At 33.2% G+C, this 13,748-nt stretch carries 15 protein-coding genes, 1 rRNA gene and 1 pseudogene; 7 read left to right on the top strand and 10 right to left on the bottom strand.

The genetic code is table 11. From position 1 onward, the window contains the following. Positions 1–792: 792 nt before the first annotated feature. Positions 793–2,373 carry an NADP-dependent glyceraldehyde-3-phosphate dehydrogenase gene (locus BUA03_RS13670; RefSeq protein ID WP_066076670.1) on the bottom strand — a complete coding sequence of 527 codons (1,581 nt, stop codon included), beginning with the start codon at positions 2,371–2,373 and terminating at the stop codon, positions 793–795. 59 nt (positions 2,374–2,432) lie between these two features. Continuing rightward, positions 2,433–2,744, bottom strand: coding sequence for a rhodanese-like domain-containing protein (locus tag BUA03_RS13675; RefSeq protein ID WP_066076673.1), 312 nt, complete (start codon positions 2,742–2,744; stop codon positions 2,433–2,435). A gap of 285 nt (positions 2,745–3,029) precedes the next feature. Here BUA03_RS13675 and BUA03_RS13680 point away from each other — a divergent pair, with 285 nt between their 5' ends. From BUA03_RS13680 to BUA03_RS13710, 7 genes are all read left to right on the top strand, one after another. Further along, entirely contained in the window at positions 3,030–3,656 is a 627-nt protein-coding gene (locus tag BUA03_RS13680) for a Crp/Fnr family transcriptional regulator (protein ID WP_066076676.1), read from the top strand. 659 nt (positions 3,657–4,315) lie between these two features. Beyond that, a complete protein-coding gene (locus BUA03_RS13685; RefSeq protein ID WP_066076678.1) occupies positions 4,316–5,731 on the top strand; it encodes an MBL fold metallo-hydrolase in 1,416 nt (471 codons plus the stop codon). Positions 5,732–5,756: 25 nt separating this feature from the next. After that, positions 5,757–5,960, top strand: a complete 204-nt coding sequence (locus tag BUA03_RS13690) for a YgaP family membrane protein (protein ID WP_066076681.1) — start codon at positions 5,757–5,759, stop codon at positions 5,958–5,960. Between the two features lies 1 nt (position 5,961). Beyond that, a complete protein-coding gene (locus BUA03_RS13695; protein ID WP_066076684.1) occupies positions 5,962–6,789 on the top strand; it encodes a methyltransferase domain-containing protein in 828 nt (275 codons plus the stop codon). A gap of 22 nt (positions 6,790–6,811) precedes the next feature. After that, positions 6,812–7,018 carry a hypothetical protein gene (locus BUA03_RS13700; RefSeq protein ID WP_066076687.1) on the top strand — a complete coding sequence of 69 codons (207 nt, stop codon included), beginning with the start codon at positions 6,812–6,814 and terminating at the stop codon, positions 7,016–7,018. Then, positions 7,011–7,313: a thioredoxin gene (gene trxA, locus BUA03_RS13705; protein WP_066076690.1), complete on the top strand. Its 303-nt coding sequence runs from the start codon at positions 7,011–7,013 to the stop codon at positions 7,311–7,313. Before BUA03_RS13700 ends, trxA begins: the two co-directional genes overlap by 8 nt. Before the next feature lie 278 nt (positions 7,314–7,591). Further along, positions 7,592–8,209, top strand: coding sequence for an LOG family protein (locus tag BUA03_RS13710; RefSeq protein WP_245792667.1), 618 nt, complete (start codon positions 7,592–7,594; stop codon positions 8,207–8,209). Between the two features lie 116 nt (positions 8,210–8,325). Here the strand turns inward: BUA03_RS13710 and BUA03_RS13715 are convergent, their stop codons facing one another. The 8 genes and pseudogenes from BUA03_RS13715 to rrf form a co-directional block, all read right to left on the bottom strand. Continuing rightward, entirely contained in the window at positions 8,326–9,648 is a 1,323-nt protein-coding gene (locus BUA03_RS13715) for a response regulator (RefSeq protein ID WP_317041110.1), read from the bottom strand. Beyond that, positions 9,581–9,991, bottom strand: coding sequence for a PAS domain S-box protein (locus BUA03_RS13720; RefSeq protein WP_066076699.1), 411 nt, complete (start codon positions 9,989–9,991; stop codon positions 9,581–9,583). The genes BUA03_RS13715 and BUA03_RS13720 overlap by 68 nt, the downstream gene beginning before the upstream one ends. 11 nt (positions 9,992–10,002) lie before the next feature. Further along, the gene (locus tag BUA03_RS13725; RefSeq protein ID WP_066076704.1) at positions 10,003–10,467 is read right to left on the bottom strand and encodes a hypothetical protein; all 465 of its coding nucleotides are present in this window, start codon (positions 10,465–10,467) and stop codon (positions 10,003–10,005) included. Positions 10,468–11,129: 662 nt separating this feature from the next. Continuing rightward, positions 11,130–11,255, bottom strand: a complete 126-nt coding sequence (locus BUA03_RS17195) for a PAS domain-containing protein (protein WP_394333636.1) — start codon at positions 11,253–11,255, stop codon at positions 11,130–11,132. Between the two features lie 110 nt (positions 11,256–11,365). Then, complete coding sequence (locus BUA03_RS17200; protein WP_139255668.1) at positions 11,366–11,536, bottom strand: CheR family methyltransferase; 171 nt, start codon at positions 11,534–11,536, stop codon at positions 11,366–11,368. Then, entirely contained in the window at positions 11,455–11,667 is a 213-nt protein-coding gene (locus tag BUA03_RS17205) for a hypothetical protein (protein ID WP_394333637.1), read from the bottom strand. Before BUA03_RS17205 ends, BUA03_RS17200 begins: the two co-directional genes overlap by 82 nt. A 62-nt stretch (positions 11,668–11,729) precedes the next feature. Further along, positions 11,730–12,293, bottom strand: a pseudogene (locus BUA03_RS13745) (chemotaxis protein CheB). A gap of 1,372 nt (positions 12,294–13,665) precedes the next feature. Further along, positions 13,666–13,748: ribosomal RNA gene (gene rrf / locus BUA03_RS13760) — 5S ribosomal RNA — on the bottom strand; the annotation flags it as partial.

Consider the following 13,748-nt stretch of genomic DNA (forward strand, 5'->3'; position numbering starts at 1 on the left):
GATCAAACTTAGGAAGTCATCAATTGCTGCAGAAGCGTTCTAATCCAATAGTTATTTTTTTACTTAATCTGATTACTTTTTTTAAGGATTAAAAAGTAGCGGTTAAGAAGTATTATTTTTTTAAATATGTTGTCCAAAGGTCAGCAAATTGCTATCGGGGTCAAGTATAGAAAATTCTTTTTGTCTCCAAGCTTTGATTTGCAAATGACCATTTGGGTGTATTTTACTATTTTCACCTAAGAAAGATTGATATAATTTATCAATATCATCAGTTCTAATATATACTTGCCCATAGTTTTCTTTTGGATCGAGGTCTTTAAACTCAAAAAAAATGAATTTGTATGTTGTCTTTTTGCACCATTAAATAGGCCTCAAAATCTCCACTTCCAAATTCCTTAAATTTTAGTTTATATAAATAAAAAGCACGAGTAATAGCTTTATTAAGCACGGGTAGTTTTGGATTGATAGCGGTAAGTATCTTTATTTTATTTTAAATTATTTAAATCAAATTTGAAATAAACTCTTTTTTTAAAATTTTTGTACCATCAACCGCCTCAATTTATCATTTTGAGCGCAAAACCTCATTATTACAATTAGCTATCGAAAGACGGCCAACGCAAAATCCTCAGACATCAACATTTATTTTCTTCAAATATATTGTTTTTCCTACCTCCTATTACACGTTTTTTAGAATCCATATTTTAAACAAAGAAAAATCCACTTTCCAAAATGAAAGGCACAAAAAAGCCGTCCATATTTTATGGGACGGCTTATTAGTTGAAATCATAAAGACTATAAAATATAATCGGTATTGATGAAATTTGATTCTTTACTACTTAACAATTCCTGTAAAATGGCATTATTATAAGCATTGTCTTTGGATGCGACAAAGGTTCGAATGGAGAACGAACGCAAAGCATCATGTATGCTTAATGTTCCTACAGCAGAATCTTTTCGTCCTGTAAATGGTAAGACATCTGGACCTCTTTGACAAGAACTATTCAAGTTTACTCTACATACTAAATTAACTAAAGTATCTATAAGTGGTGCAATCGTTTTTATATCTCTCCCAAACAAACTCACTTGTTGTCCGTAATTCGATTCGGCCATATCATTTAGAGGCTCTTGAATGTCTTTAAAAGTCATTACAGGTACCACTGGTCCAAATTGCTCCTCATGATACACCCTCATTTCTTTGTTTACTGGAAATAAAACTGCTGGAAAGATAAAATTAGGAGTGTGTTGTCCTCCTTTTTCGTTGATGATTGCTGCTCCTTTTTTGATCGCATCATCTATCAACTCTTGGATGTAGGCTGGTTTTTCTTTTTCAGGCAAAGGCGTCAGAAAGACTGCAGCATCCCATGGATTTCCAAAAACTAAGGAGTCTACTTTAGCTGCAAAACGTTTATTAAATTCGTCTGCAATTGATTCGTGTACATACAATACTTTCAAGGCCGTACAACGCTGTCCATTAAAAGATAAAGAGCCTGCTATACATTCTTGGATAGCCAAATCTAAATCGGCATCTGGTAAAATGATTGCTGGGTTTTTAGCTTCCAAACCTAGTATCAAACGCAATCGGTTTTTATTAGGATGTTGGTCCTGTAACGCAATCGCTGATGTACTATTTCCTATCAAAGCTAAAATTGCCACTTTACCAGATTTCATGATCGGCGAAGCTACTTCACGTCCACGTCCATACACAATATTAATAGCTCCTTTTGGAAAACTGTTCCGGAATGCTTCTAATAATGGGGAGATTAATAAAATACCTAATTTTGCTGGTTTAAAAATGACAGGATTCCCCATAATCAAGGCAGGAATCAGTAACGAAAAAGTTTCATTTAACGGATAATTATAAGGTCCAAGACATAAAACAACCCCAAGCGGTCCTCTACGAACCATAGCATTTATTCCTTGAACCTTTGAAAAATGAGCACTTCGGCTGTTTAATTCTTTTAAGCTGTCAATAGTATCATAAATATATTCTACAGTTCTGTCAAATTCTTTCTCAGAATCACCCAATGATTTTCCAATTTCCCACATCAATAATTTAACAACTTCTTTACGAGTGGTCTTCATTTGACTAACAAAATTTTCCATGCATTTTATGCGATCAGAAACTTTCATTGTAGGCCATAATCCTTGACCATTATTATAGGCCGCACTTGCTGATTCAACGGCTTCCAAAGCTTCAGCTTCTCCCATAAACGGAACAGAACCTAATATAGTTGGACCATACTCTGCTGTAGAGGATATAGTTGAAAAAACAGCCGTGGTCTGACCTTCCCATTTCTTTAATTCACCATCCACTAAATAAGTATCTTGATTCAACAATGATGTAATCTGATATTCTTCTGGTATTAAATTCATATAAAGCGTGTTAAATTAATTATTCAAGTAAATGAAAGAAACAATCTTCTGCTTCTTTTTTATGGTTCAATTATTTCTCCATTCCATTCTAAAATCCCGCCCAATAAGTTATCAGCATTTTCAAAACCAAGTTGATTCATTATTTCACAGGCTTTCGCACTTCGCATTCCAGAGCGGCAATATACAAAGTACTTTTTATGTTTGTCTAACGCCTCAATTTCGCTTACAAAATCTTGTCCTCGGTGAATATCGATGTTGATAGCATTTGCTATGAAACCTTCGTTAAATTCGGCTTCCGTTCTCACATCGAGAATGACTGCATTTTCATCCGCTTCAAATTGAGCAACCCAATCTTCTTGTAGTAAATTCATAATGATGTTTTCTGTAAAAATACAATGTTTTTACCGAACAATAAACGCAACAATTGTTAATTAGAAACTATTTGTAAGAAATCGTTTTCGCAAAACAGTAACTATCAAGAAACTATAAAAACGACCTTATTTTTTACGAAAAAACAGTCTATCATGCCTATAGGTAATAAAATTTTAACAGGTATAAAATCAAGTAGTTGTCTGTTTTTATTTGTATAAAAACCCTCCTCTTTTTTAAGTTATTTACAGTACTTTTACATTATAAAACATAGAAAAAAAACCAAAATGCTTGATCCAATAAAAAAAAATTTCCATTCATTTTCTACTGAATTAGTAAAAGAAATTGAAACTAGCGCCACAATTCATTCTTTCCAAGCGGGAACTATTATCATACGAACAGGACAATACATAAAAAACACTGTTTTGGTCATTAGTGGAAAAATTAAAGTCTACCGTGAGGATGAAAATGGCGGCGAATTTTTCATGTACTACTTGCAACCTGGTCAAGCCTGCGCAATTTCAATGATTTGCGCCACCAAGAACGAAAAAAGCCAAATTATGGCAAAAGTTATTGAGGATGTAGAACTAATCATGGTGCCTTTGCCCTTAATGGATAAATGGATGATGCAGCACCGAAGCTGGTATGAATTTGTTATCGATACCTACAGAAGTCGTTTTGAAGAGGTGCTCGAAGTAATTGATAGCATAGCATTTCGAGCGATGGACGAGCGCTTAGAATTTTATTTAAAGCGCCACGCTGAGGTTTGTGGTTGCAAAGAATTAAAGCTTTCTCATCAGGAAATTGCATCTGAATTGAATACATCTCGAGAAGTAATTTCGCGTCTACTAAAGAAAATGGAGCAGCGGGGATTGGTCACTTTACACCGAAATAATATAGAACTCCTAAAATAAATTTTGTTCTACAAAGAATATTTTCTGTAAATAAAATTATTCAAACCGCCACTTCGAAAAAGTTACAAATGGAATATTTAGGTTATTTTGCTTCGATTGTCATTGGACTTTCATTCGTATTAATTGGAGGTGGGGAATCAATTCTTGCAGTTCCGATTTTAGTATACCTTTTCAAAATTTATCCGGAATAAGCCACGAGCTGATCCCTATTTATCGTTGGGGTGACCGCAATGATTGCAAGTTAAAGACGGTACCGCCTTGGGAATTTTAAGATCGAGGCAGCACTTATTTTTGAGATTCCCTACATATTTTCTTTGGAAATTCACCAATGAAACAAGCAATTGGCACCTCATTATTGATTATCTTTATTGATTGATTAATCAGTTTTGGCGGAGACGTAATTAACGGCAGTGTTATCAATTATAAATTGTTTTTCACTATTTCTGCAATAGCAATAATTGGAATATTCCTCGGTACTTATGTGACAAAAAAAGAGAGGGGGCAAAACTGAAACCAGCATTTGGTTGGTTTATAGTACTAATTGATTTTACTATAATAATCAAATAATTTTTCCTGACTTAAAATAGGAATGTAACAATTGTCACCCTGTATCCTAAAAAACGGAAGTACATTTGTACCATAAAGTAAAAAATAAAATCATGCAAATAGAACAAATATATACCGGATGTTTAGCGCAAGGCGCTTACTATATTACTTCAAATGGTGAAGCAGCCATTATTGACCCACTGCGTGAAACCCAACCATATTTGAACCGACTTGAGAGAGATGGTGTGAAATTAAAATATATTTTTGAAACCCATTTCCATGCTGATTTTGTTTCTGGACATGTTGATTTAAGTCGTCAAACTGGTGCTCCTATCGTTTACGGACCAAATGCGATCTGTGAATTTGATTGCATTTCTGCAAAAGACGGACAAGAATTCACCATTGGAAACATCAAAATAAAGGTACTACACACTCCTGGACATACTATGGAAAGCTCCACTTATTTACTGATTGACGAAAACGGAAAAGATCACGCTATTTTTTCAGGTGACACATTGTTCATTGGAGATGTGGGAAGGCCAGATTTAGCCCAAAAGGCGGCACACATGACACAGGAACAACTAGCCGCTACGCTATTCCATTCGTTACGGAATAAAATTATGACTTTGGCAGATGATGTTATTGTCTATCCCGCTCATGGCGCGGGAAGTGCTTGTGGAAAAAACATGAGTAAGGAAACCGTTTCAACCATTGGCGAACAAAAAAACACAAATTATGCATTGAGGTCAGATATGACAGAAGCAGAGTTTATTCTAGAAGTTACCGAAGGTTTATTGCCACCACCAGCTTATTTTGGTATGAATGTGGCCATGAATAAAAAAGGATACGATAGCTTTCAAAATGTTTTAAATTTAGGAATGCAAGCGCTCTCACCTTCAGAATTTGAAGTTGCCGCTGATGAAACTGGAGCCTTACTGTTGGACACTCGTAAAAATGGAGAATTTACTAAAGGATTTATTCCACAGTCAATAAACATAGGAATTGACGGTGATTTTGCTCCATGGGTAGGTGCTTTAATTGCTGATGTTCAGCAACCGATCCTTATTGTTTGCGAACTAGGACAAGAGGAAGAAACTGTCACCCGATTGAGTCGTGTCGGTTTTGACAATTTAATAGGCCATTTAGCAGGCGGTTTTGATGCTTGGGCAAAAGCTGGAAAAGAAATTGATACTGTAAATAGAATCACAGCAGAACAATTTGTAAAAGAGGTAAAAATTGGTGAGAGTAAAATAATTGATATTCGTAAAGAAAGTGAATATTGTGCAGAGCACGTTGAAGAATCGTACAGCAAGCCATTAGCGGCTATCAATGAGTGGATAAAAGATATTAATCCAAAAGAACATTTTTACTTGCATTGCGCTGGTGGTTACCGCAGTATGATTGCCGCTTCAATACTAGAAGCCCGTGGTTTTAGAAATTTTACTGAAATTGAAGGCGGTTTCAATGCAATCGCTAAAACAACGATTCCTAAAACTGATTTTGTATGCCAAAGCAAGGTTTTGAAATAATTGAATAACTAAATATATTTCTACTATGAAAAAAAATATGGGTTCAACAGACAAAATTATTCGAATTGCAATAGCAGTAATCATCGCAATCTTGTATTTTACCAATACAATCAGCGGTACAGTAGCATTAGTGTTAGGAGCTTTTGCTGTTATTTTTTTACTAACAAGCTTTATCAGTTTTTGTCCGCTGTATTCCCCATTTGGAATTTCAACTCGAAAAAAAATATAAAATGTCTGATTTAAAATGTGGCGCTACTTCATTGGATAAAACACTGGACGCTGCCTATTGGGAGGCGCATTACAGCGCTAATACCACTGGCTGGGATTTAGGTATGGTAGCCCCTCCCATAAAAATGTACATCGATACAATCGCTGACAAAAACAGTCGTATTTTGATTCCTGGTTGTGGCAACAGCTATGAAGCCGAATACCTACTGAATCAAGGATTTACAAACATTACTGTAATCGATATTGCCCCAACACCTGCTTCAATATTACAAGAAAAGTTTAAAAAGAATGCTGCCATTCAGATTATTTTAGGTGATTTTTTTGAGCATCAAGGAAACTATGATTTGATTATTGAACAAACTTTTTTCTGCGCTTTACCGCCTACAATGCGTCAAAAATACGTTTGGAAAATGCATCAACTTTTGGCAAATAAGGGAATTTTGGCTGGTTTATTATTTAATAGAACATTTGAATCTGGACCTCCTTTTGGAGGCAACCAAGAAGAATACGAAATGCTTTTTAAAGGCGCTTTTGATTTTTTAGAAATGGGAAAGACTCAAAACTCTATTGCACCAAGAGCCAATTCAGAATTATTTTTCGAATTAAGAAAGAACAGTACCGTTTTTGTTAACCGATATCAATTTGAAAATATCAAGTGCAGTGCTTCCTCTAAAGATGTAACAGAAAAACTTCTTACAATTGAAAGTGTTTTAAATGTTAGCAGAAGCAGCAATTTTGTCGAAATACTGATTGTTAGCACTACTGATGTTCCTGGTAAAACTGTGCAAGATGCCATTTACAACATTAAAGAAAATAAAGAATTAAATTAATATTCCCCTTATAGCAACAAAAATGAAAGCATTACTTTTTACAAATTGGCATACGATGCGCTGGGTTCGCCTGGCCTTTGCCTTATTTTTATTTGCGCAAGCGTATATCGTGAAAGAATGGATGTTCATCGGTCTAGGACTGTTTTTCTTCATTCAGGTAATTTTTAACTTAGGTTGTGGCGTAAATAGCTGCAGCATTCCAAAAACTAAATATAAAAAATATGAGTAATTTTGATACCATTATCGCATCCGATACACCGGTTTTAATTGATTTTTTTGCAACATGGTGTGGCCCGTGCAAAATGCTTGGACCCATTTTGAAAGAAGTTAAAGACAATTTAGGAGATCGAGTTTCTATTCTAAAAATTGATGTAGACAAAAATCAACAGATTGCTAGCAAATATCAAGTTCGCGGCGTTCCTACCATGATATTATTTCAAAATGGGAAACAGTTGTGGAGACAATCGGGCGTATTAAGCAAGGAGCAAATCATCCAAACTATTGTAGAAAAAAGCAATAATTAGACCTAAAATAGTACCCATAAAAAAATGGTTTTATTTTAGCTGAGTGGCAGGTTACCTGTCCTTATTATCTTTTATCTAGTAGTTGCAAATGATTTTACAAACCAAAAAAAACTGGGCCAATAGTATTATTTTCCTACCTAAGTCATCCTATGGAAAAGCGTCGAAAATACAGACTTTCAAGATCTGAATCTTTATTTGTAAGAGGACCTCTGACACGATTAAAAAACCTATCGTTTGTTTTTAAAGTCCTCTACAACTTTATTAGAGCTTTTCAAAAGATGCATTTTATAGGTCCATGCGTTACCGTTTTTGGTTCTGCTCGATTTGGTCCTGAAACACAACATTATAAAAGTGCGGAACGAATTGGTGCTGGAATAGCTAATTTAGGTTTTACAGTGATGACGGGCGGTGGCCCTGGCATTATGGAAGTTGCAAATAAAGGTGCCTTTCAAACGGGAGGATACTCTGTAGGAATCAATATAATCCTTCCAACAGAGCAGAAACCAAATCCATACTTGCACAAGTGGATATATATTCCTTATTTCTTTGTACGGAAAGTAATTCTAATAAAATATTCCTACGCATTTGTGGTAATGCCAGGAGGAATGGGCACATTAGATGAATTATTTGAAGCATTAACTTTAATTCAAAATAAAATTATCAATAATTTTCCCATCGTAATTTTTGATTCTGTTTATCACAAAGAACTGTGTCATCACATCCAAAGAATGGTAGACAATGAAAGTATGAGTCCCAAAGATATGAAGCTCTTATTTATAACCGACTCTGAGGAGGAAGTAATCACACATATTCAAAAACATGCAATTGAAAAATTTAGTTTGAAAAAACAAGAGTACAAAGCCAGATGGTGGCTTGGCGAAAAAAACAGATTATGATTCATTCTGTTCTATGAAAAAAGTACAATAAAAAAGGGTTGAACAGCACTTTTAGTACTTCCTTATCACTTTCCAATAAATTTTTCATTCGCTGTAATCATCTCTTTTACAATTCATTATTTTAACCACTTGTATAAAACTTCTTCTAAATTACAACGAATAATTGGTTTTGAAACATAATCATCCATTCCAGACTCCAAACATTTTTCCTTCTCACCAAATAGAATTCCTGCTGTTAAAGCAATTATTGGAATATTATTGTATTTCTTTAAATGTTTAATTTCGGCGGTTGTTTGATATCCATTTTTATGCGGCATTTGAATGTCCATTAAGATAAGATCCAACTTTTTTTTCTTGTACATTTTAATCGCTTTTTCCCCATCTGACGCTTCTAATATAAGACAGCCTGGAAGTATAGATTTAAGCAATGTTCTAACTAAAAGCATGTTGATCTTATTATCTTCCACAACCAATATGTTTTTTCCTGAGAAATCAACACAAGAAAATGTGTTGTTTTCTTGTACAATTTTCACTTCTTGAACTCCTGATATATTCTTGTGCTGTGCTCTTTCTAATGTCAGGTTAAAATAAAACTCACTACCCTGTCCAAATGTACTTTGCAATTGTAACGTACTATTCATGAGACCTAAAAGCTGATTCGAGATCGCTAATCCAAGTCCTGTCCCGCCAAATTTGCGTGCAATAGAACAATCCTCTTGAATAAAAGATTGGAACACTTTTTCTTGATTTTCTTGTTTTATTCCAATTCCAGTATCCTTTACGGAGAAATGTAAATGACATTGATTTTCATCTCCAGAAATAAAATTACAGTCTATAGATAAATATACGTAACCTATTTTAGTAAATTTCAAAGCATTACCTATTAAATTTACCAAAACCTGTTTTGACCGTATCGAGTCGCCCAATACAAGTTTAGGAACTGTGTTTTCAATGTTTAAGATGAGATCTATTTTGCTGACTTCCTCATGGAATTTAAAAATATCAATAACGTGATGAGTCAGGTCAAAAAGATTTATTTCTTCAACATTCAATTCTAATTTTCCAGACTCTATTTTTGAAAAATCTAAAATATCATTAATGATTTCGATTAAAATAGTTGCTGATTCATTAACCGCGCTCATGTATTCTTTTTGATTAACGTCTAGACTCGTTCTCATCAACAGATCAGTAAAACCTATAATTCCGTTTAAAGGAGTTCTAATTTCATGACTCATATTCGTCAAAAAACTCGATTTAGCCTTATTTGCTGATTCCGCTGATTCTTTAGCCCTAGTCAGCTCTATTTCTAACTTTTTTAATTCTGTTATTTCTATAAAACTGATTATTACTTCACTTATATCTCCTGCAGCATTAAAAACAGGAAAGCCATTGAGAAAATGCCATTGAACAGCTGTAATGTCTGGTTTTTTTATACCAATAGTAAATAGTAAGTGCTTTTTTAGTTCTTATAATTTGATTTACAGGATAGTTTTCTACCGCTAACAGTTGATAGTCATCTTGTACAAATTGCCAAATTGGATTAAGACTCTGCTTTTCTTTTATTTGCTCCTTACTCAAACCAATGAGTTCAGAAGCTTTTGGGTTTGAATACAGGATGGAAGTATCCTTATTATGCAAAATGATCCCAACATCTAGATTATTCAATAAATCCCGATATCGTTTTTCACTTTCAATCAAAGCAAATTCTGTTTCTTTCAGGTGTGTAATATCTACTATGGTTATTAACACGTGCTCCTTATTCTCCGCGAGGATTCCAGTCAAATATACACTTGTTACGTAGAGTCTTCTAACAGCAAATTAATTTCACAGCACTCTTTTTTATGAGCTCTAAATGCGGAATCTAAAAATTTATTGAACACTGCTTTTGTATCATCAGAAACAAAAAAACCAAATTGACTTCTTATTAATTTTGATCTGTCTTCGTGCAACAGCTGGGAACCTGACAGATTTAGTTCAATTATGGAACCTGAATTTGTAAGTGTAAAATAGCCTACGGGAGCAAAATCATAGAGTTCTGTATATTTCTGAATCGCATTTTCAGCGGCATCTTTGGCAAGCATCAGCTGTTCTTTTTGCATTTCCAACTCTATTTGGTGAACTTCTAATTCATGGATCAGTTTTAATATTTCCACTTCTGAAAGTTGAGAACTAAATTTTGATTCTTTCATTAAATGTAATTCCTCTGCTTTTTGTCTAATTACAAGAAGAGAATCCGTTTTTTTTTCGATATTACCCATAAGTGCTATTTTTTAAAATACTACTATTTGATCGGTCTACAAATGGAAATTATGCAACCTTTACTTAACTATACTACTATTTCATTGGTAAAAAATTGAATATTTTTTTAATTACCCATAAAATATAAGGTACTGATAAATTCAATATTGATACTGCTATTACTTGAAGCTTTCATATCCTTGTAAATTGATTGAAAGATTTTTTTTCAATTAAATCAAATGAACACTTTTTTATTTTCTAAAATATTTTTTAGAAAATCAACAGTCCACGCTTCTTTCCCAATGCAACTTTCTTTGGAAAGATCTATTGAATTTATAAAAAAAGGATTGAAAGCATTTATCTTTCCAGTTGTCCCATCAACAAATAAAATTCCATCTTTTACAAAATCGAAAAGATGTTTGTAACGAGTTTCAGCATTAACTAAAGCTTCTTGGACAAAAACATGATCTGAAATTTCCCGTAAAATGCATTAGATTACTTTTTTATTATTCACTAAATAGACATTACTGACAAACTCAACATGTATCTTTTTTCCTTTCACTGTTTCAAGTGCTAAGTTTTCATAACGAACAAACTCTTTTTTTCGCAATTCTAAAAATTTATCTTTGTTGGATACAATATCTTTTAAAGAACCTATTTCCCAAAAAGATTTTTCGATGAACTATTCATACGAATAGCCAAGCATACCGACTAAAAATGGATTTACGTCGATTATTTTTCCGGTATCAAAATTAAGAACCAAAATTCCATCTTTGGCAGATTCTTTCTTATAGTGGAATAAAAGAATCCTTTTCTAGCTTTGTCATTAGATAGAACATCTAAATCTGTAGCAAAAATTTGTACTTTAATCCATTTGGATCTCTCCATTTTTGATAAAGCTTCTTCAAAAACGATAGCCTATGAATAAGCTTCTTCGCCTGTTGAACATGCCGGAATCCAAACTCGTAGGATGTAACCGCTAGGAATTTCTCTTAATATGTTAGGAATTATTGCGTCTTTAAGTTTAACCCAAACTGCAGGATCCCCATAGAAACTAGCTGCACCAATCGGTAATTCTTTAAATGGAATTCAATCTCGTTTAGGTTTTCCTGCAAAAAACGCACGTAATTTTGTATTTTTTCTATTTGATATAATCCTTTTCTTCTTTCAATACAGCGCATCAAAGTACTTTTTTTATACATTGAAAAATCTTGCCCTATTTGTCCCCTTAATTAGAGGATAATTTATCGAGGCTATTTTTAGATTTACTCATAACATCAGACTATCCATTTGCTGGAGGAGAAAATTTAAGCAACGCTAGCATTTTATTTGGTATATCTTCAACTCGGGCGGCAAGATCAGGAACAACCATTTCTAATGCACTGCTGGGTATACTGTCAAATTTAACAGTAGCGGGATTCTGCACTATTGCAACACCATAGTTTTCTTTAATAGCTATTAATCCCAACGTGCCGTCAGATCCTAAACCAGAAAGAATAAATCCAATACTTTTCTCCATACGATCCATCGCTACAGACTTAAAGAAAATATCGCTTGGCAATCCTAGAACACCACGAGCTTGTGTTGGACAAAATAAATGTAATTTACTGTTTATTAACGACAAACTTTTATTGGGTAGAATTACGTAAACAGTAATTGATCTTACTCTAACTGCATCTTACGACTGTTAAACTTAAATTTTAGCCATCCTTAGTAATAATTCTGGCATCACTCCAATATGGGTCGAGTCTAAATGTTGAATTACGACATACGCCATCCTAGTATTGATCGGCATGTTTACAAAAAATAATTCCAATGCACCTAATCCACCAGCTGACGCTCCAATGCCAACATTCTAGAAATCAATGATATCGGTTTGGGAGAAGTTTGATTCTGGTTTTACATCCAGAACTTCGCCTTCACCAAAGCTAAATTTACTGTTTTTTGTCATCTCTGCCGTAACATGTTTTTTAATATGCATATACGATGAGAAAATGCTACTTTCAACCTTGATTTATCGTACCTCTTTTTCACTAAATAGCTAAATTCAGACGTTTTTTATCTTCTAGATACTTTGAGGGAAGTAAAATAATGATAATTTTATTTTCTTAAAAAAGAAAAGCTAATTTCGTTAACAATTGTCTGTTTGCTTCCATAAATCGATAAAATGTAATAGTTTCAAAAATCAATTATTAATATGGAAACTAATAATCTAATTCCATAAACGCTCATAATTGACTAATTAAGAATAAAAATATGTCAAATTTAAGAAAAAAAAATTTTACAATGCCAATGTAAAATATAAATACGTAAACAAATAATTACCAAATCTTTATACAAATTAAAAATTTACAACAAAAAATGAAATTGAAAAATTACTATTACAGTTGTTGTTAGAACTACTAATTTATAAACTAGCAAAAATGTGGCTTACTTACAAATCTTACCTTAAGATTAAAAGACAACGGCATAATTTTTTAGATTTGTATTAAAAGTCAACCACTTCTTTTTGAAATACTACAATTGCAAAATATTCTAAATTCTTCAATATCTTTTAAAGCATGCAATATTGTTGAACCTGAACTACTTTGCTCCTAATTTTTACGATTTTTTACCATCGAAAAGTAAAACTATCTAAATCTTACTTGACTAAAGTAACATTTATTAGAAATAAATTTAAAATTGTCATGCGGCTTAGCAATTATTAACTACAATTTCCCATATGCGATACAAAAGTAAGAACAAATGGAATATAGCCCAAAAAGAAAGGCCTGAAATGATATTTAAAGAATATTAAAAATTAGGAAATATATATAAAATATTTCAGTCTAAACGATTGTTATTACAAATTAGATTAATTGGTATTTGGACATCAAAAACTTCAGTTTAAAAGCTTTTATTCCATTATAAATAGAATATAAATTAATTATCATTCTATACTAAACTAATTTGATAAACGAAGTACAAATGCTTCTGCAGAAATGAAATTCATGAACTCCAAAATAAAATAGAAAACAGTGAATAATCCTTCAATGCTAAAATTAAAGCATTCAGAAATCAATTTAGAGGAGTGAGAAAAGTAGATTTCTTCCTGTTTAGGTTAACTAAGTTATTTTCCTAATCCCCAAGTTTTGTTCTTGATCATTTTGTTTTTGATCCGATTCACGTGGCATAGCTACAAAAAAAAACCCTTCATCGTTAGATGAAGGGTTTTTAAAGAAAGGCGACGACATACTCTCCCACATAACTGCAGTACCATCTGCGCAGGCGGGCTTAACTACTCTGTTCGGGATGGGAAGAG

Origin of the sequence: Flavobacterium fryxellicola (assembly GCF_900143245.1) — a bacterium.
Taxonomy (GTDB): Bacteria; Bacteroidota; Bacteroidia; order Flavobacteriales; family Flavobacteriaceae; genus Flavobacterium; species Flavobacterium fryxellicola.